We start from the raw sequence: 26,179 nt of genomic DNA on the forward strand, positions 1-26,179 counted from the left end.
CTACTCAGCGCGGCCGCCATGCAGGCGGCCGTTTTTCCAGAAAGGCTGTCACCCCTTCGTCCGCATCCTCTTCCATCATGTTGCGCGCCATGACATCGCCAGCATAGGCGTAGGCCTCGTCCAGGGCCATTTGCCGCTGGCGGTAAAACATGGCTTTGCCGTAGCGTATTGCGGTCGGACTTTTTTCCACGATGCTGGCGGCCAGTTGCGCGACTGCCTCATCGAGCGCAGCGTCGGCCACGGCGCGGTTGATCAGGCCCCAGTCGGCGGCCGTGGCGGCGTCGATGAAGCGGCCCGTGACCAGCATCTCGAAGGCCCGCTTGGGCGATACATTGCGCGACAGGGCTACCGAGGGCGTGGCACAAAATAATCCCACATTGATGCCGGACACGGCAAAGCGGGCCGCCTCGCCCGCTACCGCCAGGTCGCAACTGGCTACCAGCTGGCAACCGGCCGCCGTAGCGATGCCATGCACCCTGGCAATCACGGGCACGGGGAGCGACTGTATCGATTGCATCACGCGTGAGCATTGCGCAAACAGCGCCTGGTAATGATCGAGGCGGCGCGTGGCTTGCATTTCGCGCAGGTCGTGGCCCGCGCAAAAAGCCTGGCCTTGCGCGGCCAGCACCACGCAGCGCACGGCGGGCTGCTGCGCGATGGTATCGAGTTCGGCCTGCAGCGCCGCCAGCATGGCGCTGGAGAGGGCATTGAACTGCGCGGGACGGTTCAGGCGCAGGGTGACGAGCTCACCGTCGTCTTCGCGCAGCACCAGTGCATCGATGTGCGGCATGGCCATCGCCTATTTGGCGGCGGTGACGCTGCCGATGCCGCTGATCGATTTATGCACGATCTTCGGTTTGCCGTAATACACCAGTTCGCCCATGCCGCGCACCACGGCGTTCAATTCGCCCGAGGAATAGACTTTCACCGAGCCGATGCCGTCAAAATTGACGTCGACGTTTTTCGCCAATAAAGCCTTGGTGTCGACTTCGCCCACGCCTTGCGCCTTCAGGCGCAGCCAGTCCACCTGGCCATCGGCGCTCAAGCGTCCGGCGCCCTTGTAGCTGATGTCGACCCGGGGGCCACTGAGCCTGGTCAATATCTTTTCGCCCGCACCTTCGGCGATCAGCTTGCGCAGGGCTGGCACGGTGACGATGATGCGCGGATCGCCCTCGGTCTTCTTGATGTTCTTGTCCTTCATCGATATTTTCAGCTCGCCATCGACCACTTCCGTGATCACGCCGCTGATAAATTGCTGGTCGCCGCGCAGAATCAGGCTCTGTTCCTTGCCCGACTCGATCTCGATGCTGATGGGGCCACGGATATCGATGGCATTGAAGGCGCCGACTACACGCGTCTGCTCGCCGGCATGCACCGGGCTAAGCAATGCAAGGGGCAAGGCGGCAAACAGGGCTAGACGGCGCATGGCGATTTCCTTGAGTTGTTGATAAATGTATTCTATGGCGCAACTTCTTCGCGTGGAAGAAATTTGCGACGAACTGCACAAATCGCAACATGGATGGGGCGCAAGCGCTGCACCATCCGCGCGACCAACTGGCCGCCATTGGTCTATGCTATGGCCTGTACAGTCTCCGGAGACGGCATGAAAAATTACCACAAAGAAGATTACCCCGTCGCCGATATCCGGCGCTTCCTGGAACCCGGCCCCGTCGTGCTGGTCAGTTCAAGCTGGAAGGGCGAGAGCGACATCATGACCATGGGCTGGCATATGCTGATGGAATTCACGCCATCCTTGCTGGGCTGCTTTATTTCCGACGCGAACCACAGCCATGAAATGATCAAGCGCAGCATGGAATGCGTGATCAACCTGCCCACGGCCGACATGGTGGACCAGGTGGTGGCGATAGGAAATTGCAGCGGTGTCGACACGGATAAATTTAGCGCCTTCGGCTTGACGGCGCAGCCGGCCGAGCAGGTGGGCGCTCCCTTGATCGCCGAATGCTACGCCAACTTCGAATGCAAGCTGGCGCAGGTGGCGGGCAACCCGCGCGGTGGTTTTTTTATCCTCGAATGCGTGAAAGCCCACGTGGCCACCTCGCCCAAGCTGCCAGAAACCCTGCACTATCGGGGTAATGGCGAGTTCATGGTGTCGGGCCGCACCATCAGCCGTAAGAGTCTGATGAAACCTGAAATTTCTTAAATGACACCTTGCGCCAGCATCGCATCGGCGACTTTGACGAAGCCCGCAATATTGGCGCCATCGACATAACTGACCGTGCCATCGGCGCGGGTGCCGTATTGTTTGCAGGCGGCATGGATGCCCTGCATGATTTGCAGCAGGCGCGCATCGACTTCTTCGCGGGGCCAGGCGATGCGGGCTGCGTTCTGGCTCATTTCCAGGCCCGAGGTAGCTACGCCGCCCGCGTTGCTGGCCTTGCCCGGCGCATATAAAACGCCGGCTGCCTCGAAAGCCTTGGCCGCTGCGATGGTGGTGGGCATGTTGGCGCCTTCGGCCACGCACACCACGCCGTTGGCGATCAGGCTGCGTGCGTCATCGATGGTCAATTCATTTTGCGTGGCGCAAGGCAGGGCGATATCGACCGGCACGTGCCATGGCGAGACACCTGCTTCGAAACGCACGCCGGTGCGTTCGGCGTAATCGCTGACGCGGCCATACAGGTGATTCTTGATCTCCATCAAAATGGCCAGCTTGGCCGGCGTAAAACCTTCTTCATCGATGACGGTGCCGCTGGAGTCCGACAGGGTCACTACGCGCGCGCCCAAGTCCATGGCTTTTTCCACCGCGTATTGCGCCACGTTGCCCGAGCCGGAGACGGACACGCGCATGCCTTCGAATGAGCGTCCCTGCGTCTTCAACATTTCCTGGGCAAAATACACGGTGCCGTAACCGGTCGCTTCCGGACGCATCAAGGAACCGCCGAAGCTGGCGCCCTTGCCGGTGAACACGCAGTCGGCGCGGTTGCTGAGTTTTTTCATCATACCGGCCATATAACCGACTTCGCGCCCACCCACGCCGATATCGCCGGCTGGCACATCCGTGTCCGCTCCCACATGCCGGAACAGTTCGCTGACAAAGGCCTGGCAGAAGCGCATCACCTCGCCCTGGCTCTTGCCTTTGGGATCGAAGTCCGAACCGCCCTTGCCACCGCCCATTGGCAAGGTCGTCAGCGCATTCTTGAAGGTTTGTTCAAAGGCCAGAAATTTCAGCACCGACAAGGTCACGGACGGGTGAAAACGGATACCGCCCTTGTACGGCCCGATCGCCATGCTGTGCTGGATGCGGTAGCCGCGATTGACTTGCACCTGCCCATGATCGTCCACCCACGACACGCGGAACATCACCACGCGCTCCGGCTCGACCAGTCGTTCCAGCAAGCCTTGCTCCGCGTATTTCGGATGCTGCTCCAGGAACGGCCACAAGCTTTCCATGACTTCGGTGACGGCTTGCAGAAACTCGGGCTGACCTGGATTGCGCGCGGCGACTTGCTGGACATACTCGTGAGCAGATGCGTATTTCATCAAAATTCCCTGGAGTTAATTGCTGATTTGAGCATATATCTTCTCAGATTTTGCACAAAAATGGTGCGAAAATTTGGTTTGGAGGATTTTCTGCTATTTTTCTGCGGGAGGTTGAAGGAATATTTTTCGCAGCAAAACAGGATTGGTCTGGTGCAAATAACGACTGAAAAACACAACGCCAGCGGGAGGCTGGCGTTGTGCATGGCGTGGCGGCGAGAGGCAGACTCTTGCATCCATCTTGTCGGCAGACGCAATGCGGTGGACCAGCAGTTACTTTTTGCCATCCTTCGATGCTGGGGAGGAAGTGCAAATGGCAGCGCTAGCTGATCCGGCTATGCTGAGCCCGGTTGACAGGTCAAAACCGAAATCGCAGCGGTAGCCATCGGCTGGGTGATAGCGGCAGGACAGTGTCTCGCGGTTGCGTATCCGGATTTGTGGGTCGGGACAAGCGTCCTTCAGATCCGGGCCGATGGCGTTGAACATATCCCGCGCCGCCGCGCCTGTCAGATTGAATGCGGCCTTGGCATCGCCGGCAGCAGGGGACACCGCTTCTTCAAGATAGCCGCCGTAAATGGCATAGCGTCCAGAGAAATCCTTGTGGACGTATTGCCAGACAGCTGAGGCATGTTGCGCCAGCAGCATGAGCACCGGCACTGCAAACAGCGCCAACATGCGCCTCAGCATAGGGAGCCTCCGATGCTGAGCCCCGTCACCAGGTCAAAACCGAAGTCACAATGGTGGCCGTCGCGGGGATGGTAGGCGCAACTCAGCTGTGCCCGTTGCCTGATGCGTTGTCCGCCTTCCGCGCCGCATACATTGCGCAAGTCCGGCCCCATGGCCTCGAACATCTGCCTTGCCACCTTGCCATCGATCCAGAATGCGATGCGCTTGTCTTTGCCGGTAGGCGGAAGCGGGTCGCCCAGGCCATCGCCATAAATCGCGTAGCGGCCCTGGAACGGTTGGTAGGAGAATGTCCAGCCTTGAGCCGCATGCGCGACGACCATGCCGAAAACGACCAGGGTGAGAATCACGAAGAGAGACAGGCGGCGCATAAGAAATCCTTGATTGAGCTGTCCTGCGGCATGGAAAGCCATGCTGCAGTAAATCGCTAAAGCAGATTTTTACTTGCCTACAATCTTCTATGTTGCGAGAGCGCAAGATGATGAAGAGCAGCACCGGCCGCCTATGTTGGCAGGTGTTTTTTGCGGAGGGGATGCCACTTCATGGGCCAATGTGATATCTATGTTTATCTTCTGAAAGATTGACTGATGCCAATCAGCTCTCTTGGCGAGCAGGCAAAAATGACACTCCGTTTGCTTACTTTGAATGGGAGATACCATCATGCTCAAGTCTTTTGCCGCCAGAGGTGTGTCAGGCTGTATGGCCATGGCCGGTGCGCAGTTGCTTTCAGGCTGTGTGTCGAACACGGTCCCCGTGATAGCGTCAACCTCGTCCTATGAATGCAGGTCAACGCCGGTGGATGGCTTGCCCAAGGCGGGGGACGGTGCGTATGGATGTCATTTTCAACTACGCGATACAGAGACTAAGCAAATTCTCCCCCATACGCCTTATTCTCTCGATGTGTATGCACCTGTGGAAACCAAAGGGGCAGAAAAATTGCCTTTAGTTACCCTGAAAGGCATCACAGATGCGCATGGGAGATCCGGTTATGTACGGGCGCCATTTCCTATTGTTCCCGAGCGTGTGCGATTTGTACGGATGGTTGGGACTGGAGCCTATGGACGCTCGCCTCATTTGATACGCCCGACAGATGGCGCGGGTGTTGCTGGTATGAATTATCAGATAAGCGGGTGTGGGTGGGACAAGCATGGTATTACTGACGATCAAGGTTTTACGCCCTTGTTTCTTAGTGAAACGTCCTGTACGTTCAAGACGATTTTTTATATGAAGCGAGAACGTGCAGGCGGTACAAAGTGATACCGCCGGCGCTGTGATGGGAGGTTTCTGCTATGCAGCATGCGCCACGGCGCGTATCTCGATCAACTGGTGGGGGAAGGCCAGGCCGGACACGCCGATCAGGGTGGCGGCCGGGCGATGGTCGCCCACGTATTGCTTGAAAAGTTCCACGCAAGGCTGGAAATGTTCGGCGGGGTTGGCGAGGTAGATCACCATTTCCGCGATCTGCGTACGTCCGACCTGGAAGCCGGCCAGTACGCGGTCGAGGTTTTCCAGGGTGGTGCGTGCCTGCAGATCGAAGTCGTTTTCACCGACGAAAGCGCCCTGCATGTCGTGCGAGAATTGGCCGGAAATGTAGATGGTGCCGTTGATGCTATAGCCTTGGGTGACGCCGAATTGTTCTTCCCAAGAAACGCCGTGATTGTAGGTGGTGGCTGTTTGTGTCATGCTGTTTTTCCTCAGTGTTGTCTTGCTTCGCCGGAGATCGGCGAGGTGGGAAAAGTATAGCGAGGTATCGCCAGCCTATAGGCGAACGGAGGGCGGCACAGAGGGGATAAACCATCCCAAATGGTGTTGATATAGTAGCTGGCCTGGCGCTGGAGAAAGAGAAATAACCGTATGTTGCGCGCGAATCTGAACGAGATTCTGGTCTTCATGGCCGTGGTCGATGAAGGCAGTTTCATTGCGGGCGGCACGGCCATGGGCTTGAGCCGTTCGGCAGCCGGCAAGGCCGTGAACCGGCTCGAAGAACGGCTGGGCGTGCGCCTGCTGCACCGGACGACCCGCGCCCTGAGCCTGACCGATGAAGGCCGCGTTTTTTATGAGCGGGGCTTGCAGATACTGGCGGCCGTCGACGAGGCCGAGTCCAGCGTGGCTGTGGGGGCGGGAGGGGGCACGCCGCGCGGCGTCTTGCGGCTGACCTTGCCCGACGCCTACGGCCGCCTGGTGATCTTGCCGCTGCTGCGCCGCTATCTGGCCGCCTGGCCCGAGCTGCAGGCCGAGGTCAGTTTTACGGACCGCCAGGCCGATATTGTCGAAGAGGGATTTGACCTGGCCATCCGCATCGGCGAAGCGCCGCCCGATACCCGGCTGGTATCGCGCGTGCTGGCCCGCCACCAGGCTGTGCTGTGCGCGTCCCCCGCTTACCTGGCCGAGCGAGGGCTGCCGCTCGACAGCGACGCGCTGGCCGCACACGATTGTTTGATCTTCAGCAGCCGTAATCGCCGTCAACCCTGGCGGATCTTTGGGGATGACAGCACAGGCAAGTTGCCTGGACGCAGCCGTTTGCGCCTCGATAGCGGCGACGCCATCCGCGATGCCGTCCTGGCCGGCGACGGCATCGCGCTGCTGCCCGATTTCCTGGTTGCCGGCGATCTGGAGGCGGGACGGCTGCTGCAGGTGTTGCCGGACTTGCCGCTCGACGAAGTGAAAATCGTCACCATCTACCCGACCCGGCGGCTGCTGGAGCCCAGGGTGCGGCGCTTCATCGATTTCCTGGTCGACGAATTGGCGGCTTGATCAGACCTCGACTCCCTGCTTTTCGCTGGCAAGACGATGGTCGTCCAGAACGGGTTTCTGGATGTTCACCGTATCTGCAGGCTGTGATGGCTGCGGTGGAAAGTCGTCAACCTGAATTGCTGCGTCAACCAAACGAGTGAATTCCAGCAAGGTATTGTGCTCCTGGCAGCTGATCGAACCAGAAGCGGCCGCTGCACTCAGCCACTCCTGCATGGCTGATACGCTTTGCGGCAAGTGCTTGAGGGCCGCGCCTTGCGGCGTGTCTTTCAGGCGTTTTTCGATGGCCACCACCTCGGACAGCAAGTCCAGCGCCATTTCGCCACGGGCCAGCGGATCGCCCGCATCGTTTGCCACGTAGCAATCGGCAAGCAGGCGCTCGCGGTCGGCGCCCGGCGTTTGCATGGCCTGCGTCACTGCACTGCCCAGTTCATCGGAAGGCGGGCGATGCGGCAGGCCGAAAGGAAACAGCCAGACGCGCAGCAAGACTGCCAGTCCCCGCGCGGGGAAATTGTCCAGCACGCCGCTCAAGCCTTGCTGCGCCTTGCACAGGGTATCTTGCAGCGCCCAGTGGACATAGGGCAGGTCGGCCTGAGGCCGTCCGTCATCTTCATAACGTTTCAGCACAGACGAAGCCAAATACAGTTGCGACAGCACATCGCCCAGGCGCGCGGAAATCCGTTCGCGCCGCTTGAGTTCGCCACCGAGCACAAACATCGACATATCGGTCATCACGGCAAAGGCCGTCGACAATCGCGTGACGGCGCGGTAATAAGGCGCCAGTTCGGGCGCGCCGGCGTCGGGCACGGCAGCCAGCCGTGCACCGCCCAGGCCATACCAGAGTCCCCGTGCAATGTTGCCCAACACAAAGCCGACGTGGCCGAAGAATGCCTGGTCGAAGTCTTGCAGGGCTTTGCGGTGTTCGGTCTCCTTGACGGCGGCCATTTCCTTGAGCACATACGGATGGGCGCGGATGGCGCCCTGGCCAAAGATGATCAGGCTGCGGGTGAGTATATTGGCGCCCTCGACGGTGATGGCGATGGGGATTTGCTGATAGGCATTGGCCAGGAAATTATTGGGCCCGATGCAGATGCCCTTGCCGCCAAGGATATCCATGCCGTCATTGACCAGTGCGCGTCCCCGTTCGGTGACATGGTATTTGACGATGGCGGAAATCACGGCCGGCTTTTCACCCAGGTCCACGGCCCGCGCCGACAGCCTGCGCGCCGCATCCATCAGGTACAAATTGGCGCCCATGCGCGCCAGCGCTTCCTGCACCCCTTCGAATTTGCCGATCGGCATATTGAACTGGCGCCGCACGGCCGCATAGGCGCTGGTGCCGCGCACGGCCATCTTGGCCATGCCCACGCTGGACGAAGGCAGTGAAATGGCGCGCCCGGCCGCCAGGCATTCCATCAGCATGCGCCAGCCCTTGCCCACTTGCGCCTTGCCGCCGATCACCCAGTCGATGGGAATGAACACATCCTTGCCCGAGGTCGGGCCGTTCTGGAACACAGCGTTCAAAGGATGGTGGCGGCGGCCGATCACCACGCCGTCATGCTTGGCCGGAATCAGCGCGCAGGTAATGCCGGGCGCTGCATCGTCGGACAATAGACGGTCGGGGTCGCTGGTATTGAATGCCAGCCCCAGCAAGGTGGCCACCGGCGCCAGCGTGATGTAGCGCTTGTTCCAGGTGAGGCGTATGCCCACGGTGGCGCGGCCTTCATGCTCGCCCATGCAGACCACGCCGTGATCGGGAATCGCCGCCGCATCGGAACCGGCATACGGGCTGGTCAGCGCAAAGCAGGGAATTTCCAGGCCGGCAGCCAATCGTGGCAAATAATGGTTTTTCTGTTCGTCGGTGCCATAGTGCAGCAGCAATTCGGCCGGTCCCAGTGAATTGGGCACCATCACCGTGACGGCCAGCGCCGAGCAGCGCGTCGACAGTTTCATGACCACTTGCGAATGCATATAGGCGGAAAATTCCTTGCCGCCATATTGCTTCGGAATGATCATGCCGAGAAAACCTTGCTGCTTGATATAGGTCCAGGCTTGCGGCGGCAAGTCCAGTCCCTGCTGGGTGTCCCAGTCATTGACCATATCGCACAGTTGATCGACATCATGGTCGAGAAAGTGGCGCTCTTCGGCAGTCAGCGTGGGGCCGGTATGGGCCAGCAATTTGGGCCAGTCTGGCTGGCCGGAAAACAGGTCGGCATCCCACCAGGTAGTGCCCGCTTCGAGCGCGTCGCGTTCGGTATCGGACATGCTGGGCAGGATGCGCTTGAACAGCGCGAGGATGTGCGGGGTAATCAGCGCGCGGCGCAGGGGGGCGACGGCAAACAGTGCAATCAGGCAAAGCACAATCAGCACTAGCGCCATCAGAAATATCGTCAGCATGCGTGTCTCCCTGTTTTAATAAGAACAGGGTAGGCCGATGCGGTCGAGCTTTCTGTGCGGTATAGCGCATAGGCGGCGTCTTCGGCAACGCCGCCCGGCTAGTTTCTAAGTTGCCATCGAGCGCAGCAGCAAGCCGGTGATGTAAGCGCCATAGGTGCCCAGCGCATAACCGAGCACGGCCAGCAGCACGCCGACCGGCGCCAATGCCGGATGGAAAGCGCTGGCGACGACCGGCGCAGAAGCGGCGCCGCCGATATTGGCTTGCGAGCCGACGGCCATGAAGAACAGCGGTGCGCGTATCAGCTTTGCCATCAGCAGCATTAGGCCGCCATGCACGGCGATCCAGATCAAGCCCAGCAGGAACAGGAAAGGCTTGTCGAACAGCGCCTTGAGGTCCATGTGCATGCCGATGGTGGCAACTAATATATACAGCATGGCCGAACCGATGGTCGAGGCGCCCGCGCCTTCCAGGCTGCGCGCCCTGGTAAAGCTCAGCAGCAAGCCGATGGTGGTGGCCAGCACGACGATCCAGAAGAAGCCCGACGTCAGGCTGTAATCCTGCAAGCGCCATTCGGCCGGCAAGGTGGCGATCCATGCCACCGTCGGGGCCGCCAAAAAGTGCGACAGGCCGGTAGCGCCCAGGCCGATGGCCAGTATCATCATCACATCATTCAGGCCGGGAATGCGCGCATGCTGGGCTTTATAGGTTTCGATGCGGTCTTTCAGTGCGTTGATGGCCGACAGGTCGGCGCCCGTCCAGCGGTCGAAGGCCTTGGCGCGGCTGGCCATGAACAGCAGCACGGCCATCCAGACATTGGCGACCAGCACGTCAACGGCGACAAACTGGCCAAACAGGGTGGCGTCGACTTCAAACACTTCCTTCATCGCCGCCTGGTTGGCGCCGCCGCCTATCCAGGAACCGGCCACGGTGGTCATGCCGCGCCAGGTTTCACCGGCCACCGTTTCAGGGTGGATCAGGCGTACGGCCTCGAACGCGACCACCGCGCCCAGCATCACGCCGACGGTGCCGGTCAGGAACATGATGATGGCCTTGGGGCCCAGACGCATCAGGGCGCCGAAATCGATGGCGATGCACAGCAAAACCAGTGCGCTCGGCAGCAGATAATCGCGCGCCACGCCATACAGGGCCGAAGCATTGCCATCGATGATGCCGGCCGTGTTCAGCAGGGCAGGGATCAGATAGCACATCAGCAGGGAAGGGACGTAGGTATAAAACCTGGACCAGAAGCCGGTGGTTCTCGACGACGTCCAGAAGACGGCGCCCAGCGTAATGGCCAGCAAACCGAGGACAACAGCATCATTGGTGATCAAAGCGGTAGTAACAGGAGGCATCTAGTTCCCTCAGGCAAAGAGTGTGTGTCATGGCGCACGATCGCTGCGCCACGTAAGGCAAGCGGCCAGCTCATGGCCAGGCGCTCGTCGTACAGATTGCGGACTGCGGCTGCATTCTACATTGCATGGAAGGCAATAGTTGGTTGTCTTGCTTGGTGACAAAAAGTCGGGGAAGTGTTGCTGAGGGGAGGGAAATAAACCGGCAAAAACAAAAACGCCAACCCGAAGGTTGGCGTTTTAATATGTACTGCTGAATTCTTGGTGGCCCGGGGCGGAATCGAACCACCGACACAAGGATTTTCAATCCTCTGCTCTACCGACTGAGCTACCAGGCCAAGGCGGAGAATTATAACAGAAAGACTCCAAGCCTGACCAGAGCATCTTGTGTTCAAATGCAACAGATGGTCGAAACTTTCTTTTTTGATACTCTTATAAGGCCGAACCGCCGTTCAAGTTTGGTTTTTGCAGTTCGCAGCGGCCCGCCACGCAGCTGGCGCCCGGGTCGGTGATGATGGAGCAGGTCGACAGCATGCCGTCGTTTTGCTGTTGCCGGCGGCTGGCTTCCGCTTGCGCGTAGGCCAGCGCCTTGATTTTCTTGCCGTCATTGCTCTTGCTGGACCAGGCCAGGTAGCGTTCCGGGCCGCCGCAAGCCTTGGCGCCGATGGCGATGGTTTGGCATTGCTCGGTGGAATCGCATGCAGCGTTGCCCACTTCCGTCTTGATCTGTTCCAGCAAGCTGGCCTGGCTGGGGGCAGGGGTGGCAGGGGCATTCGCGTCTTGCGCGGGGGCGCTGCAGGCGCTGGTGGCAAGCAGCAAGGCGCCGACGCATAGAAAGCGCAGCAAGGTAGGGAAGATAGGTGTTTTCATGCCTTCATCATGTGCCACGCTTATGGAAATGGCAAGCACGATTCGCAGCGAGGTGCCGCATGAAAAATGCCCGCGCGGGGCGGGCATCGTTCTTACTGATAACTACTTGAGAATTACTTCAAGGTACGCTGGAACAATTCATCGATACGGCGGTATTCGTCGTACCACGCTTCCGGCTGCACGAAGCCGTGGCGCTCCATCGGGTAGCTGGCCATTTCCCATTTATCCTTTTTCAGCTCGATCAGGCGCTGCGACAGGCGTACGGAGTCCTGGTAAAACACGTTGTCGTCGATCATGCCGTGCGCGATCAAGAGGTTGCCTGTCAGCTTGTCGGCATATTCGATCGGCGACGAGGTTTTATAGGCTTGCGGATCGAGTTCCGGCGTGTTCAGGATATTGGCCGTGTATTCGTGGTTGTAGGTGGTCCAGTCGGTCACCGGGCGCAGCGCAGCGCCCGACTTGAACACTTCCGGTGCGCGCATCAGTGCCATCAGGCTCATGAAGCCGCCATAGCTGCCGCCATAGATGCCCACGTTCTTGATGTCGCCCTGCTGCGTCGCGGCCAGCCAGTTGGCGCCGTCCACAAAGTCTTCCAGCTCAGGGTGGCCCATCTGGCGGTAGATGGCCGTGCGCCAGGCGCTGCCATAACCGAGCGAGGCGCGGTAGTCGACGTCGAGCACGATAAACCCCTGTTCCACCAGCAGGTTGTGGAACATCTGTTCACGGAAGTAGACCGGATAGCGTTCCGTTACGTTCTGCAAGTAGCCGGCGCCGTGGGCAAACATCACGACCGGGTATTGTTTACCAGCTTCCAGCTGGGCCGGGCGATACAGCTTGGCCCAGATCGGCGCCGCGCCATGCGTGGACGGCACTTGCACCAGTTGCGGCATGATCCAGTTGCGTGCCTTGAAGGCATCGCTGCGGGTATCGGTCAGCACATTCGCCTTGCCGCCTGCGACAGAAATGGTGGCCAGTTGCGGCGGCACATAGCTGCTGGAATAACGCACCAGCAGCTTGCTGTTGTCGGGCGACAGGCCAAAGTTTTCCACGCCCTTCAAGGACGTCACTTCGCGTTCGCCGCCGTCTTTGGCGGTGGTGGCGCACACTTCATAGGTGCCGGGCGCTTGCGGGTTGCAGACGAAATAGGCATGCTTGCCGTCGCGGCTCCATTCCACATTGCTTACTTCCCAGTTGCCATGGGTGAGCGCGCGCGCCGGGGCGGCGCCGGTTTTCGTGTACAGATGGGCGTAGCCGCTTTCCTCGGACAGATACCACAGGGTGGCGTTGTCGGGCAGCCAGCCGAATTCGTCGGCGCGGCGGTTGACCCAGGCTACGTCGCTGATGCGGTGCGCCGGCACCAGCGTGCCATTGGCCAGGTCGACGGTAGAGATCCAGCGGTCTTTATTATCGATGGCGCGCACCAGCACGGCTACCTTGCTGCCATCGTCGGTCCAGGCGATGCCGTCGCGCTGGGCATCGACCGTGACCGGCCGGTTGCCTTTCAACGCAGGCAGTTTTTGTTCTACGCGCAAAGCGGCCAGCGGATCGGTGGCGATGCCGGGCAGGCTGTCGAAAGCGATCTCGCGCACGGTGCCGGTACGCAGGTCGGCCAGATGCAGGGTTTGCGCGATCGGCATGTTGCGGCCCACGCGGGTGCGTTCATCATCGATTTCCGGGTAACCCGTTTCCGTGACGTAGCGGGCCAGTTTGCCGACCTTGCCCTTGTCGGCGCTCTTGTCTTGCGTGACGAACAGCAGCCAGCGGCCGTCCGGCGACAGCGCGCTGCCGGAAATTGTCACCTTGTCGCCCAGGTAGATCGGTGCGGGCGCGCGGGTGGCGTCGGCACGGCGCTCTTCCTGGCGGCGGTCGCGGCTGGTGTCGCGGTCTTCCTTCTGGCGCGCCAGGTTGACGATCAAGCGCAGTTGCAGGTCGCGCTGGCTGTCGGCGTCGGGTTTGGCGTCCGGGTCCTTGACCGCGCGCAACAAGGCGACTGGGGCGCTCAGGCGCTCGGCGCGGCTCCAGCTGAACCAGTCATTGCCGCTGCGGTATTGCACGGCGTTGCCGTCGTTGGAGTATTGCGGGTCGCTGATGCCGAACACGCCACGCGTGATTTGCGTCAGTGCGCCGCTTTTCAGGTCGCGTTCAAACAGGTCGCTATTGCGCAGCAGGATGGCGCGCGTGCCGGCCCGGTTGTAGACCATATTCGGACCGTCCAGATTGGCCAGCTGGCTGTCTTCGACCTGCTTGCCGCTATTGAGTTTGGCGCTGGCGCCGGCGATTTGCACGGTGTCGCGCAAAGGCGAAGCCAGGCGTTTTTGCTTGTAGTAAATCTGGCCATTCCAGCCCCACCATGCCGCTTCGACGGGGGTACCTATCCAGTCGGGATTGGCCATCGCCTGATCGAGTGTAATCGGCGTTGGCGCAGTAGCGGACGGTGCTGCATGGACGGCGGGAAAAAAGGCTGCCAGCAGGGTCAGCAGCAGTGGACGAACAGGAAGAGCCAGACGCATGGGAAATCGCTTTAAAGAAGGAGAGGGTGGCGTAGATGGCGGGGCCAGAAGCGGACTATTCTAGCGTAGGAATTTCGTTGCGGAAATGCCGGAAAGCTAAGCCCGGCTGGGATGGGGAAGCTGCGTTTTAACCGGAAGTAGCAGCCGGGGCTAGGAGTGGAGCGTGCATAAAAAACGCCAGCTCGGCGGCTGGCGTGGTCTGGGTTGCGACAGCGCTTATTTCTTCGGTGCGCTCAAACAGGATTTCATGAATGTCTTGCGCTCATCGCCTTTCTTGCCGGCAGCGTCGGTATTGCACGCTTTCATCTTGTCTTGCTGTGTCATGGCGATGGCTGGGGCTGGCTTGGCGCTCAGGCATTCCTTCATGAACGCCTTGCGTTCATCGCCCTTCTTGCCGCTGGCATCGGCGTTACAGGCAGCCATCTTTGATTGCTGGCTGTTGGCTGCCTTTGGGGCATCGGCCGCCATTGCCGTGCTGCAGCAAAGAGCGAACAGGGTGGCGGTGATACTAGCAGTAAGCGTGGTTTTCATGGCGCATCCTTTTGACAGGCGAGGGTGAAAGATCAATGTGAGACAGGCAATTAACTATATGCATTTTCGGCATATTGCGCCACTGATATCGTTTTGTGCGTCGTGCAATGCCTGGTGCCATATATTTATATGTATCGACGCATCACTGCAAAATTATTGTTTGTATTTGAAATTTTTACGCAAGCTTATTCGGTATTGTTCGTTCTTTTTTGATATGCTGGCCTTTATATTGCCGCGACACAATAACGAAAGGCAATCATGTCAGGGATGCAGCACATCAATCGCAAGCAGCAATCAGGGTTTTCTTTACGGCGCACGCCACTGACACCATTCAGCTATGCCATCGGCGTACTGTGCGCTGGCGCGGCCATGCAGACGCCTGTCTACGCACAGCAACAAACCGACACTGCCGACGTGGCCGCGACCCAGGTCATCGTCACGGGGACGCGCGTCTCGAACCGTTCGGTACTCGACACCGCGTCGGCGGTCGATGTGGTATCGGCCGAAACACTCAACAATGTCGGCGTGACCGAACTGAGCCAGTCGCTGGCCAATGCGCTGCCTGCGCTCAATTTTCCACGGCCGGGCCTGGTGGACGCTACCGACTCGGTACGTCCGGTCACCTTGCGCGGCCTGTCGCCAGACCAGGTGCTGGTACTGGTCAACTCCAAGCGCCGCCATTCATCAGCGCTGGTTAATGTCAACGGCTCGGTCGGTCGCGGTTCGGCGTCGGCCGACTTGAACACGATTCCTTCGAGCATCATCAACAGCGTGGAAGTGCTGCGCGACGGTGCTGCCGCGCAATATGGCTCCGACGCCATTGCCGGCGTGATCAATATGCGCCTGCGTGAAAACAGCAGCGGCGGTGCGCTGTTTATCAACGGCGGCGAACGCAATACCACCTACGGTTTCAACCCCGGCACCCTGCCGGCCGGACTGGCGCTGACGGCGCCCACCACCCGCAGCCGCACCGATGGCGTAACGCTGACGGTGGGCGGCTGGAAAGGCTTCAGCCTGGGCGAAGACGGTTTTCTGACGGTCGCGGCAGAGTTGAAAAAGCAGAAGCACTCCGAGCGCAGCGGCTACGATACGCGCCAGTTCTATGCGAAGGTCAACGGCGCTTTCGATCCGCGCGAACTGACCGTCAACCGCTATGACACCTGGTCGGGCGACCCGGAGCTCAAGCAGGCTACCCTGTTTGCCAATGCCGGCCAGACGCTGGCGGACGGCCAGAAGATTTATGGCTGGGCCAGTTATCAGCGCCGCGAGACCGAATCGGCCGGTTTCTTCCGCCGTCCGCTGCAAGATGAAAACATCCTGTCGGTGTATCCGAACGGCTATCTGCCAATTATCGCGCCGACGGTCGATGACTACAGTGGCGCCATCGGCACCAGCTGGAGTGGTCATGGTTGGGACTACGACTTGTCGCTGACCTATGGTCGCAACAAGATGTCGTTTGAGGTGGAAAACTCGCTGAACCGCTCGATAGGCGCAAGCAGCAAGACCTCGTTCGACGCTGGTGGCTTTGCCTACCAGCAGGTAGCGGCCAACTTCACCGCCGTGCGCCCGGTGCCGGTCTCGTTTCTGCCGGCGCCGTTGAACCTGGCGGTGGGCGCTGAAGTGCGCTATGAAAACTACCAACTGTTTGCCGGCGAACCCGATTCCTACCGCTACGGCGGCCAGCTGCTGGCCAACGGCACGCCAGCGGCAGCCGGCGCGCAGGTCTTCCCCGGCTATACGCCGGACAATGCGATCGACAAGGGCCGCCATTCGACGGGCGCGTTTGTTGACCTGGAAACCAAGCTGACATCAAAACTGCTGACCTCGTTTGCGGCGCGCGCCGAACGTTATTCGGATTTCGGCAACAACCTGACCGGCAAGGCCGCTGCCCGCTATGACTTTACGCCGGCGTTTGCGTTACGCGGTTCGGTGCAGAACGGCTTGCGCGCGCCATCGCCGCAGCAGCAGTTCTACACCTCCACCTCGATGACCTTTATCGATGGCGTGGCCTACAATATCGCCACCTTCCGCCCGAACGACGCGGCGGCCGTGGCCTTGGGCGCCAAGCCGCTCGACGCTGAAAAATCGGTCAACTTCTCGCTCGGCGCGGTGCTGCGCTTTGGCGACCTGAGTGTGACTGCCGATGCTTACCGCATCAATATCGACAACCGTATCGTGCTGTCGGAAAACCTGACCTCGGCCGCCGTGCGCAATTACCTGACCAGCCAAGGCTTTACCGGCGTGGGCGGCGCGCGCTTCTTTATCAACGGTGTCGATACCAGCACCAAGGGCCTGGACGTGGTGGTCAATTGGCCATGGAAGGCGGCTGCGGCAGGGCGCTTCGACTTTACGCTGGCTGGCAACTACAACAAGACCGAAGTGACGCGTGTGCCGGAAACGTCCGAACTGGCGGCGCTTAATCCTGCACCGGTGCTGTTCGGCCGCTCCAACGTGATCGGTCTGGAACGGGGCCAGCCGAAAAACAAGGTCACCGCGTCGGTCAACTGGAAGCTGAAAGATGTCGGCGTGACTGCCAGCGCGACCCGCTATGGCGAGACGATGTCGGCTGGCAGTACGGCCGCCACCGATTTCGTGATCTCGCCCAAGACCATCGTCAACCTGGAAGGCCGTTACGAGTTGACCAAGTCGACCCAGCTGGCCTTTGGCGCCGACAACCTGTTCGACATCTATCCCGATGCCGTGCCGGCTACACTCAACACCACCGGCGCCGTGCCGTACGCCAACCGCGCCCCGTTTGGCCGCGGCGGACGGTTTGTGTATGCGCGGGCCAGCTACAAGTTTTAAGTTTTAACCCTAAAGCAAGCCCAGGGCTTGCTTTGGGGCTTCATCACCGCACCGAGGAACCAGCATGTCCCCCACATTCAGAAAACTGCTGGCGCCCGGCTTCAAGCGCGCCGTGGTGTTTCGCGGTGGTGGCATACGCCTTGCTGCGCCATTTGCGCGCTTCAGGCTATCATTAAAAAAGCTTGCTCACGCAGCAGTGTGCGTGCAGGGGAGGGCTGGCCAGATTGCGCCGCCATCCCCTGTTTGTTTTGAACAGACGTTTTTACAAGGAAGTACCATGACAGTCAGCCATCGCCCCCTATACCAACGCCAGCCCCTGATGACAGCGGCTTTACTCACGCTGGCCCTGGCCGGCAGCGCGCAGGCGGTGTCCCTGCCGGCCGTCGAAGCGCAGCACGGCATGGTGGTGTCGTCGCAGCACCTGGCCAGCCAGGTCGGCGTCGATATCCTGAAAATGGGCGGCAATGCGGTCGATGCGGCAGTCGCTGTCGGCTACGCGCAGGCGGTGGTCAATGCCTGCTGCGGCAATATCGGTGGCGGCGGTTTCATGACCATCCACCTGGCCAATGGCAAGGATACGTTCATCAACTTCCGCGAAAAGGCGCCGGCTGCCGCCAGCGCCGACATGTATCTTGATGCGGATGGCAAAATCAAGCCTGGCGCCAGCCTGCACGGCTACCTGGCCGTGGGCGTCCCAGGCACGGTGGCCGGTTTCGAGCGCGCCCAGCGCCAGTACGGCAAGCTGACGCGTGCCCAGGTGATGGCGCCCGCCATCAAGCTGGCGCGCGAGGGTTACATTCTCAACCGCGGCGACACCGACATTATCGACACCACGGTGGCCTACTTCAAGAAAGACCCGGAAGCGGCGCGCATTTTCCTGCGCAAGGATGGCACGCCGCTGCAGCCGGGCGACCGGCTGGTGCAGAAAGACCTGGCGCGCACGCTCGAATCGATTGCACGCCACGGCCCGGACGCTTTCTACAAGGGCGCCATTCCGGCGGCCGTGGAAAAGGCCGCCAAGGCGGCTGGCGGCATCATCACGGCGGCCGATTTTGCCGCCTACACCACCACCGAAACAGCGCCGCTCACTTGTACTTATCGCGGCTACCAGTTCGTCTCGGCGCCGCCGCCAAGTTCGGGTGGCGTGACGCTGTGCCAGACGCTCAATATCCTCGAAGGCTACGACATGAAGGCGTTCGGCTTCCAGTCGGCGGCCAGCGTACATTACATGACCGAGGCAATGCGCCACGCCTACAAGGATCGCAACAGTTATCTGGGCGACCCGGATTTCATCAATAACCCTGTCGAGCATTTGCTCAGCAAATCCTATGCCGCTGACATTCGCAGCAAGATCCTGCCGGACCGCGCCACGCCGTCTAGCCTGGTACCGCCGGAAACCATGCAGCGCGAAAAACCGGAAACCACGCATTATTCGGTGCTGGACAAGGACGGCAACGCCGTCTCGACCACCTATACCGTCAACGGCCGATTCGGTGCCGTGGTGATTGCACCGGGCACCGGTTTCTTCCTGAATGACGAGATGGATGACTTCACCAGCAAGATCGGCGCGAAGAATATGTATGGCCTGGTGCAGGGCGCCAGCAATGCGATTGCACCGGGCAAGCGGCCGCTGTCGTCGATGGCGCCAACCCTGGTCAACAAGGATGGCCAGACCTATATGGTGCTCGGTTCGCCCGGCGGTTCGCGCATTATCAGCATCACGCTGCAGTCGGCGATCAACGTGATCGACTATGGCATGGCGCCGCAGGAAGCGGTCGATGCGCCGCGCATCCATCACCAGTGGCTGCCCGACCAGGTGTATTACGAAACGCGCGGCGTCTCGCCCGATACCCTGGCGATCCTGAAAAACATGGGCTACAGTATGACCGAGCAGACGCCGTGGGGCGCCACGGAGCTGATCCTCAAGGGGCTGCCGGCCGCCGTTGGCGCCGGACCTGCCAGCTCGGGTAATGACTCTGGCGTATCGGGCAAGGTACGCCCCGGCTGGCTGTATGGCGCCAACGACGCGCGCCGTCCGGCCGGTGCTGCCATCGGCTATTGAGGCCTGAAGGAGTGACTGCCGCTGGCGCCGATGCTATGCTAGCGGCTTTCATGGGCATAACGGAGTAGCACAGATGGTCTCCCTGCAAGAGCAGTTTTTAAAGGCCGGCCTGGTCGACAAGAAGAAGGTCAAGCTGGCCAACCAGGACAAGAGCAAGCAAAAGAAGGATGAGCGCAAGAGCGGCACGCAAAGCGTCGACGAAGTGCGCATCGCTGCGCAGGAAATCCAGCGCAAGAACGCCGAGCGCGCCCGCGAACTGAACGCCCAGCGCGACGCGGCTGCCAACCAGAAAGCCATCGTCGCGCAAATCGCGCAAATGGTGCAAAAAAACCGCCAGAGCAAGGGTAACAACGGCGACGTGCCGTATAACTTCACCTTCAACAACAAGATCGAGCGCATCTACGTCACCGCCGCCGTGCAAGCCCATCTGGTGGCCGGCCGCCTGGTCATCATCTGCCTGGGTGGCGCCGTTGAATTGGTGCCGCGCATCATCGCCGACAAGATCGCCGAACGCGACCCCGCCATCGTCGTGCGCGTCAAGCAAGCCAGCACGGAAGTCGATGAGGACGATCCATACGCAGCGTTCCAGATTCCGGATGATTTGATGTGGTAAGACGGCTTTTGCTGTCCTATTTTCAGCCCTGGCAGACAAATGCCTGTGGCAACACTCTTTCAGGTAGCGCGCCAGGCCCTGCACCGCTGGTGTTTGTCCCGGCGGTATTGAAGCTCCTGTCTGTCAAAGTATAAAGTATTTTTTCGATAATAATTTTTTTGCATAAAATTCCGCATCGAAAAATTTATTTCATAATTAATGTGAAAAATTTCTAAACTTGGAACTAATTTGAATCAACGCAAATCAGAGGTAATGACTTAATATGTAAAGTACTTAAGTATTTAATATATTGAAAATATCTCTATAAGGCTTCATATGGCGGAACTTCTTCAATACCTGGACAATGCCGAAAAGGTATTTGTGTTCGATCAGGTATATCCACTGAGTGCTGCCACCGAGCAGGCAAACCAGAAAAAATTGAATGCTTTCGGGCTGCTGGCGAAATTCAATCCTTTCAAGCGTCCCAAGGATGAAACGGTGCTTCTTTCCAAGCACGTTTTGCGTTATGAACCCTTCTGGCATGTGGTGACTACCCGTTCAGTCGATTATTCACGCGAACTTACCTATCCGGTAGAGATCGGTAACGCGTATGCGAAAAAGGTGCTGATCAACTGCAAGGAATATTCAATCGCCGAACAGGGAAATAAACGCTTGATCAACCTACAGGCAGTCGAGTACTCGCACCGGAAGATCCATTACGACGATTATCTCGACGGCCTGTCGCGTGACCTGAAAAAAGGCGTGTTGGCCAATTACATCAACAAATACAAGATGCAGGAACAGACGGTACTCGAATTGCCTGAAGCAATCGTCCCGCAATTACGATTGCCTATGCTGTTGCGAAAAATACGGCAGACGCTGGATGCTGAGGTGATCAATGCCCACGAGTTTCAGGAAGATATTGTTACAGTTGAAAAAGTGTACCTGTATTATCGCCCCGTGTTTGCGTTTGAATTTACCTGGACGACTGAGGACAAAGTAGGGGTGATTGAAGTCGATGGCCTGACCGGTGAGGTGCTCGAAAATGGTCAGTGGTTCAGGGACACGCTGCAGGCGATTACCACGCGGGAAATGCTGTTTGAATTGGGTTCTGAGCTGGCCAGTGCCTTGCTGCCCGGTGGCGGAACCGCCGTCAGGATTATCGAAAAAATTTCTGGTAACTGATGGATAAGCTTGCACGTAGGGCGTAATACAGGCCCTGCAGTGAATGCCACCAACAAAAACGCCAACCCGAAGGTTGGCGTTTTTATTACGTACTGCTCAATTCTTGGTGGCCCGGGGCGGAATCGAACCACCGACACAAGGATTTTCAATCCTCTGCTCTACCGACTGAGCTACCAGGCCAAGGCGGCCGATTATAGCAGATGGGAAATCGGTCGGCTAGCCCCTGCGCTACGCCAGCCTAGGCTGGCGACTTGGCGGTATTGGCGGCGCTCCACAGGGAGCCGGGGTTGGCGCGGTCCGGGTACAGGGCCAGCATCTGCTCGTACAGTTCGCGCGCGCTGCTGGTGGCGTCGTTCAGGCGGATGAAGTCGCGCAAATATTGTCGTGTCTCATCGACAATTTTTGGGTTGTCATCGTTGCCCGGGATTTTATGGCCGGCTATCACGGCCCGAGGCTTCAAGGCATCGATCTTGTCCAGCGCGGCCAGCCATTCCTGCCGGGTTTGCCGGTTTGATTCGTTGAGGAAAGGGTGGATGCCGTTATACACGGCGTCGCCCGCCACCACCAGGCTGATCGATGGCACGTGCAAACAGGTAGAGTCGTCGGTATCGGTATGGCCGAGATTGACGACGTTCAAGACATTACCTTCCAGTGTCAGCTGATTGCCTGGCATGGCTTGCGCCGTGGAAATGATGTCGGGAATCTGGTTCGGGAACAGCTTGCGCCAGCGGCTGTTCAATTTCTCGGGCGTGATTTGCTGCAGCATTTTGGCCGCCACCGTGGGCGTGGCCACTGCTTTTACATTTGGAAAACGTTGCTGCAGGATGCTGAGGCCAAAGAAATGGTCGCCATGGGCGTGGGTAATATAGATGGTGCTCAAGGTCTTGCCGCTGGCGACAATCGCGTCCGCCAGGCCCTGGGTCTGCTCCACCGTCAAAAAGGTATCGACCAGTACCGCTTCGCGCTGGCCATAAATCAGGGTCGAGGAATTGGCCACCCAGTTCAGCTCTTCCTTGCCCGGCGGCACATCACGGCTCAGTCCGGGCCGCTTCACGGTTAGCACCTTGTACTGCAGTGCCGATGCCTGGCTATCAGCCGCTGCCCGGGCCAGGCCGGGCAGCACAGGAAGCAGGGTCAGCGAGGCCAGCTTCATCATGTCACGACGTTTCATACGCTACCTTTATTAACGGGAAAAATGGGATCACTGGGCCGGTACGGGCACCATGGTGGCGATGCGCCAGCCTTCGTTGGTACGGATGGCGATTTCATGCATCAGGAAGGTGGCGTTTTTTGGCGGCTGGCCAGCCGCACCCAGGGTGATGCGCGTGGGCGCGTAAATCTGCGCCGTATCGGGGCCCAGCGGCGTAATCCGGATGGCGTCCTGCTGCGGCTCGAACACCCAGGTGCCCTGAAAGGTGGCGCGGAAATGCTCGAGCACCGCGTCGCGGCCCCAGAACTGGTAGGCGCGCGCGATAAAGCTGACCGGGTCAGGCTGGCCCGGTGCGGCTCGGGCCAATATGCTATCGATGACGCCGAGGTCATGCGCGGTGGCGCCGGCCGCCTGTCGCAGGAACAGGGCGCGTATCTCTTGCAGATCGTTGGCATCGACGTGAGGTGCGGCTACGGCCGGCGTGGCCGCGCTTAGCGCGCTGGCGAAAACGATCGTCATCAGCAATTTCCTGGAATAAGTATGCATACAACCTTTCTTCTAATATAGACTCATATGCCCGTATTTGGGCTTGTTTATTCCCGTACAGCGGGTCTGTTCTGTCAGCTTATAGCGTAGGTATTTCCAGGCGAGTAATGCGAGCCATGATGCGGCGCATGGCCAGCGCATCTTCAAGACCGAACTCTTCTTCAAACAGGATTTGCGCAGCATTCCATTCGGTGCGGCCCTCCCGTTCGCGCTGCGCGCCCAGTTCCGACAAACCCACTTCGCGTTCGCGGCGATCTGCCTGGCCCACGCGGATGGTGATCAGACCATCGCGCTCCAGCGGGCGCAGATTGTGGCCCATGGTGGCGCGGTCCATGGTCAAACGCGCTGCCAGTGCCGCCATGGTGGTGGGGCCATGCTGTGCCAGCAAGTTCAAAATCGCATACTGGGTGGCACGTAGTCCGACGCGTGACAGGTGGGCATCGTAAAAGCGCGTCAGATGGCGCGCAGCCTTGCGCACGGCCGTATTGTTGCAGCGGCCAAGCGCTTGCTCAGTGAGGGGAGACGCCATGGGTTTTTACTGTATTCACGTTAATGGCACTCAATATAGTCTCATATAAGACCATATTCAAGAATTTTCTGCTCGACCGCACACCAGTGGCGGACCAATTCATGAAAACCATGTTTATATATTAATGTAATAGTTGATGACAAAATAAGGAGCCGAAACGAATTGTCCAATACGTATATGATCAAGCGATGCCGGGCAGCCAGGCCAGGCAAACCATGGCAACAGGCTTGCGCTTGCGTGTGTTTCAAGGCGGCAAGGCATTGTTATCGGGTGGAACGGCCGGGTGACGCAATCGATCATTCCGCCGGACTGCGGTAGAGCTGCAACTTTTCGTCGACGTTGTTGGATTCGTCAAGGGAGATAGTGCTTCATATGAGACACATAACAATTCGCCAGATTAAGATTTTTGAAAGTGTGGCGCGCAACCTGAGTTTTTCCCGCGCAGCCGAGGACCTGCACCTGACGCAGCCGGCGGTATCAATGCAGATCAAGCAGATGGAAGGGCAGGCCGGCTTGCCGCTGTTCCAGCATCATGGCAAGCGCATCGCGCTGACCGAGGGCGGCAGCCTGGTGCTGCGGCACTGCCGGGTGATACTTGCGGATCTGACGGCGGCAGAGCAATCATTGGCAAACCTGATGACTGGCGGCATCCAGCGCCTGCGGGTGGGAATGATCACCTCGGGCAGCCATTTTTTCCCACACCTGATCCACTCTTTCATGCAGGGCAAGACGATGATCGATCTGGACATGAAGGTGCGCAGCCGCGATCAGTTGCTCACCATGCTGCGCGACGAGCAGATCGATCTCGCCGTGATGGTGCACCCGCCGGTGTCTCCCAACATCGTCGCCAGGCCGTTCGGCGCCAACCCCTTCGTACTGGTTTCTTCCGCCTCGCATCCGCTGGCCTTTGAGCAGCATATTCCGTATGCGCGCATCGCCTCCGAATGCCTGATCGTGCGCGAGGGCGGCACCGATACGCGCGGCGTTGCCGACGAGACCTTCCGCAGCCAGGAGTCATCGCCCCGCTTCATGGAACTGGGCTGCGCCGAAGCGATCAAGCAATCGGTGATTGCCGGCATGGGCATTAGTCTGCTGGCGGTGCAGGAGGTGCAGTCCGAAGTGCGCGCCGGCCTGTTGAAAGTGCTCGACGTACAGGGCTTCCCGTTGAAACGCCACTGGAATGTGGTGCATCGGGCAGACCGCCCCTTGCCGCCGGCGGCGCGCGACTTCCGGCAATTCCTGTTGACCGAGGCGGGCGCCTGGCTGCAGCATTTTGCGGGCATCGACGATACTTATATGGAGATGGATAAGCGCATGTCTGATGATGATGACCTGGGCGCCATGCACGTGCCGCCCGACCTTGCCTTGCTGCCGCTGGCGTCCTCAGACAGCCAGCGCCTGCCAGATAAGCGCTAAGTTCAGCCCGACAATCGCAGTCGTGGCGATGACCGCCGCGCCGGTCAGTTTGCGGCACGCGGTGAAGCTCCCCATCACCGAGCGCCGCGACGACAGTACCACCAGCGCGATCAGCGGCATGGGCAAGATGATGCTGAGGATGATCTGGCTATCGACCATGGCCTTCATCGGGTTGGTCAGCATGCAGACCAGTACCGCCGGCACCATCGTGATCAGGCGGCGCACCAGCACGGGTATCTTGAAACCGACAAAGCCCTGCATGATGTTTTGCCCGGCCATGGTGCCAACTACCGAACTGGAAATGCCCGACGCCAGCAGCGAAATGAGAAACACGGTGGCCGCTCCGGCGCCCAGTGCAGGCGCCAGCGTGTGGTAGGCGGTGGCGATATCGGCCACGCCCGGCGCCGTCTTGCTCAATACCGAGGCGGACATGGCCACCATCGCCATATTGACCAGGCCGGCCAGTCCCAGCGCGACCACCACCTCGCGGTTTGAAAACTGCACCAGCTTGCGGCGCTGCTGCTCGTTGCGCGCCATTGCGCGATGCTGGGTCAGGCCCGAATGCAGGTAAATCGAGTGCGGCATGATGGTGGCGCCGACGATGCCGACGGCCAGCATCAGCGCGTCGTTGCCATGCAGCTGCGGCACGAAGGTATGAAAAATCGCGGCTTGCCAGTCCGGCGGCGCAATCAGCAGCTCGGCCAGATAGCTCAGGCCGATCACGGCGACCAGCGCCGCGATCACGATTTCCAGCGGCCGGAAGCCTTGCTTGTCGAGCGACAGGATGGCGAAGGTGACGATGCCGGTGATCAGCAGCCCCCAGCCTATCGCCAGGTCGAACAGCAGCGAAATGCCGATCGCGCCACCCATGAATTCGGCCAGGTCGGTGGCAATCGCGGCGATTTCCGACGCTATCCACATGATGATCACCAGCGGGCGGGGAAACTCGTCGCGGCAGATTTCGGCCAGGTTGCGGCCGGTGACGATGCCCAGTTTTGCCGACATCGCCTGGAACAGCATCGCCACCAGGCTCGATAGCAGCACCACCCACAGCAGTTCGTAGCCGTAGGTCGAGCCGGCCTGTATATTAGTGGCGAAATTTCCAGGGTCCACGTAAGCGACCGAGGCCACCACCGCCGGACCGGCGAACGACAGCAAGGAGCGCAGGCTGCCGCGCTGGTTGTCGAGCGCGTCGCGCATCGCCGCGACGGTGTCAGTGGTTGCGTTCTCGGACAGCGCATAGCTGGCGCCGCGTTTGATGGCTGCGAACATGGGAGCGTCCCTTCAGACTGCTGATGGTTTC

23 protein-coding genes and 2 tRNA genes are annotated in these 26,179 nt (G+C 59.7%); 8 read left to right on the forward strand and 17 right to left on the reverse strand.

Going from position 1 to position 26,179, the window contains the following annotated elements; translation table 11 throughout:
• Positions 1-4: 4 nt before the first annotated feature.
• Positions 5-796 carry an enoyl-CoA hydratase gene (locus HDE72_RS02505; RefSeq protein ID WP_183737132.1) on the reverse strand — a complete coding sequence of 264 codons (792 nt, stop codon included), beginning with the start codon at positions 794-796 and terminating at the stop codon, positions 5-7.
• 3 nt (positions 797-799) lie between these two features.
• Positions 800-1,426, reverse strand: a complete 627-nt coding sequence (locus HDE72_RS02510; protein ID WP_183737133.1) for a GIN domain-containing protein — start codon at positions 1,424-1,426, stop codon at positions 800-802.
• A 177-nt stretch (positions 1,427-1,603) separates the two neighbouring features.
• Between HDE72_RS02510 and HDE72_RS02515 the strand changes: the two genes are divergently transcribed.
• The gene (locus HDE72_RS02515; protein ID WP_183737134.1) at positions 1,604-2,161 is read left to right on the forward strand and encodes a flavin reductase family protein; all 558 of its coding nucleotides are present in this window, start codon (positions 1,604-1,606) and stop codon (positions 2,159-2,161) included.
• On the opposite strand, the gene gdhA is transcribed toward HDE72_RS02515, so the two are convergent.
• The 3 genes from gdhA to HDE72_RS02530 form a co-directional block, all read right to left on the reverse strand.
• Positions 2,158-3,501, reverse strand: coding sequence for an NADP-specific glutamate dehydrogenase (gene gdhA / locus HDE72_RS02520; RefSeq protein ID WP_183737135.1), 1,344 nt, complete (start codon positions 3,499-3,501; stop codon positions 2,158-2,160). The genes HDE72_RS02515 and gdhA overlap by 4 nt on opposite strands.
• A gap of 270 nt (positions 3,502-3,771) precedes the next feature.
• On the reverse strand, positions 3,772-4,185 hold the full coding sequence (locus HDE72_RS02525; RefSeq protein WP_183737136.1) for a hypothetical protein: 414 nt from the start codon (positions 4,183-4,185) through the stop codon (positions 3,772-3,774).
• Positions 4,179-4,553 (reverse strand): hypothetical protein, encoded by a 375-nt coding sequence (locus HDE72_RS02530; RefSeq protein WP_183737137.1) that lies wholly within the window; start codon positions 4,551-4,553, stop codon positions 4,179-4,181. Before HDE72_RS02530 ends, HDE72_RS02525 begins: the two co-directional genes overlap by 7 nt.
• A gap of 289 nt (positions 4,554-4,842) precedes the next feature.
• Here HDE72_RS02530 and HDE72_RS02535 point away from each other — a divergent pair, with 289 nt between their 5' ends.
• On the forward strand, positions 4,843-5,439 hold the full coding sequence (locus HDE72_RS02535) for a hypothetical protein (protein WP_183737138.1): 597 nt from the start codon (positions 4,843-4,845) through the stop codon (positions 5,437-5,439).
• Between the two features lie 30 nt (positions 5,440-5,469).
• Here the strand turns inward: HDE72_RS02535 and HDE72_RS02540 are convergent, their stop codons facing one another.
• Complete coding sequence (locus HDE72_RS02540; RefSeq protein ID WP_183737139.1) at positions 5,470-5,865, reverse strand: RidA family protein; 396 nt, start codon at positions 5,863-5,865, stop codon at positions 5,470-5,472.
• A gap of 171 nt (positions 5,866-6,036) precedes the next feature.
• Here HDE72_RS02540 and HDE72_RS02545 point away from each other — a divergent pair, with 171 nt between their 5' ends.
• On the forward strand, positions 6,037-6,936 hold the full coding sequence (locus HDE72_RS02545; RefSeq protein ID WP_183737140.1) for a LysR family transcriptional regulator: 900 nt from the start codon (positions 6,037-6,039) through the stop codon (positions 6,934-6,936).
• Here HDE72_RS02545 and HDE72_RS02550 read toward each other — a convergent pair whose 3' ends face one another.
• The 6 genes from HDE72_RS02550 to HDE72_RS02575 form a co-directional block, all read right to left on the reverse strand.
• The gene (locus HDE72_RS02550; RefSeq protein WP_183737141.1) at positions 6,937-9,330 is read right to left on the reverse strand and encodes an acyl-CoA dehydrogenase; all 2,394 of its coding nucleotides are present in this window, start codon (positions 9,328-9,330) and stop codon (positions 6,937-6,939) included.
• A gap of 105 nt (positions 9,331-9,435) precedes the next feature.
• Positions 9,436-10,683, reverse strand: a complete 1,248-nt coding sequence (locus HDE72_RS02555; RefSeq protein WP_183737142.1) for a DUF819 family protein — start codon at positions 10,681-10,683, stop codon at positions 9,436-9,438.
• A 259-nt stretch (positions 10,684-10,942) separates the two neighbouring features.
• Positions 10,943-11,018 (reverse strand) — tRNA-Phe (locus tag HDE72_RS02560).
• 94 nt (positions 11,019-11,112) lie between these two features.
• Positions 11,113-11,550 carry a hypothetical protein gene (locus HDE72_RS02565; RefSeq protein ID WP_183737143.1) on the reverse strand — a complete coding sequence of 146 codons (438 nt, stop codon included), beginning with the start codon at positions 11,548-11,550 and terminating at the stop codon, positions 11,113-11,115.
• Positions 11,551-11,663: 113 nt separating this feature from the next.
• Positions 11,664-14,060: a S9 family peptidase gene (locus HDE72_RS02570; protein ID WP_183737144.1), complete on the reverse strand. Its 2,397-nt coding sequence runs from the start codon at positions 14,058-14,060 to the stop codon at positions 11,664-11,666.
• Positions 14,061-14,276: 216 nt separating this feature from the next.
• Entirely contained in the window at positions 14,277-14,528 is a 252-nt protein-coding gene (locus HDE72_RS02575) for a PsiF family protein (protein ID WP_260176385.1), read from the reverse strand.
• A 321-nt stretch (positions 14,529-14,849) separates the two neighbouring features.
• Between HDE72_RS02575 and HDE72_RS02580 the strand changes: the two genes are divergently transcribed.
• From HDE72_RS02580 to HDE72_RS02595, 4 genes are all read left to right on the forward strand, one after another.
• Positions 14,850-17,396: a TonB-dependent receptor plug domain-containing protein gene (locus HDE72_RS02580; protein ID WP_260176374.1), complete on the forward strand. Its 2,547-nt coding sequence runs from the start codon at positions 14,850-14,852 to the stop codon at positions 17,394-17,396.
• Positions 17,397-17,715: 319 nt separating this feature from the next.
• The gene (gene ggt / locus HDE72_RS02585) at positions 17,716-19,458 is read left to right on the forward strand and encodes a gamma-glutamyltransferase (protein WP_221291138.1); all 1,743 of its coding nucleotides are present in this window, start codon (positions 17,716-17,718) and stop codon (positions 19,456-19,458) included.
• Positions 19,459-19,531: 73 nt separating this feature from the next.
• On the forward strand, positions 19,532-20,071 hold the full coding sequence (locus HDE72_RS02590) for a DUF2058 domain-containing protein (RefSeq protein WP_183737147.1): 540 nt from the start codon (positions 19,532-19,534) through the stop codon (positions 20,069-20,071).
• Positions 20,072-20,386: 315 nt separating this feature from the next.
• Positions 20,387-21,235 carry a hypothetical protein gene (locus HDE72_RS02595; RefSeq protein ID WP_183737148.1) on the forward strand — a complete coding sequence of 283 codons (849 nt, stop codon included), beginning with the start codon at positions 20,387-20,389 and terminating at the stop codon, positions 21,233-21,235.
• Between the two features lie 104 nt (positions 21,236-21,339).
• On the opposite strand, the gene HDE72_RS02600 is transcribed toward HDE72_RS02595, so the two are convergent.
• From HDE72_RS02600 to HDE72_RS02615, 4 genes are all read right to left on the reverse strand, one after another.
• A tRNA-Phe gene (locus HDE72_RS02600) sits at positions 21,340-21,415 on the reverse strand.
• Between the two features lie 58 nt (positions 21,416-21,473).
• Positions 21,474-22,406, reverse strand: coding sequence for an MBL fold metallo-hydrolase (locus tag HDE72_RS02605; RefSeq protein WP_221291127.1), 933 nt, complete (start codon positions 22,404-22,406; stop codon positions 21,474-21,476).
• A gap of 30 nt (positions 22,407-22,436) precedes the next feature.
• Positions 22,437-22,904 carry a Cif family virulence factor gene (locus HDE72_RS02610; protein WP_221291128.1) on the reverse strand — a complete coding sequence of 156 codons (468 nt, stop codon included), beginning with the start codon at positions 22,902-22,904 and terminating at the stop codon, positions 22,437-22,439.
• 106 nt (positions 22,905-23,010) lie between these two features.
• Positions 23,011-23,460: a MarR family winged helix-turn-helix transcriptional regulator gene (locus tag HDE72_RS02615; RefSeq protein ID WP_183737149.1), complete on the reverse strand. Its 450-nt coding sequence runs from the start codon at positions 23,458-23,460 to the stop codon at positions 23,011-23,013.
• Between the two features lie 372 nt (positions 23,461-23,832).
• Between HDE72_RS02615 and HDE72_RS02620 the strand changes: the two genes are divergently transcribed.
• A complete protein-coding gene (locus HDE72_RS02620) occupies positions 23,833-24,876 on the forward strand; it encodes a LysR family transcriptional regulator (protein WP_183737150.1) in 1,044 nt (347 codons plus the stop codon).
• On the opposite strand, the gene HDE72_RS02625 is transcribed toward HDE72_RS02620, so the two are convergent.
• Positions 24,844-26,148 (reverse strand): Nramp family divalent metal transporter, encoded by a 1,305-nt coding sequence (locus HDE72_RS02625; protein WP_183737151.1) that lies wholly within the window; start codon positions 26,146-26,148, stop codon positions 24,844-24,846. The genes HDE72_RS02620 and HDE72_RS02625 overlap by 33 nt on opposite strands.
• Between the last annotated feature and the right edge of the window lie 31 nt (positions 26,149-26,179).

The organism is Janthinobacterium saanense (assembly GCF_014200675.1).
Classification (GTDB): Bacteria; Pseudomonadota; Gammaproteobacteria; order Burkholderiales; family Burkholderiaceae_D; genus Janthinobacterium.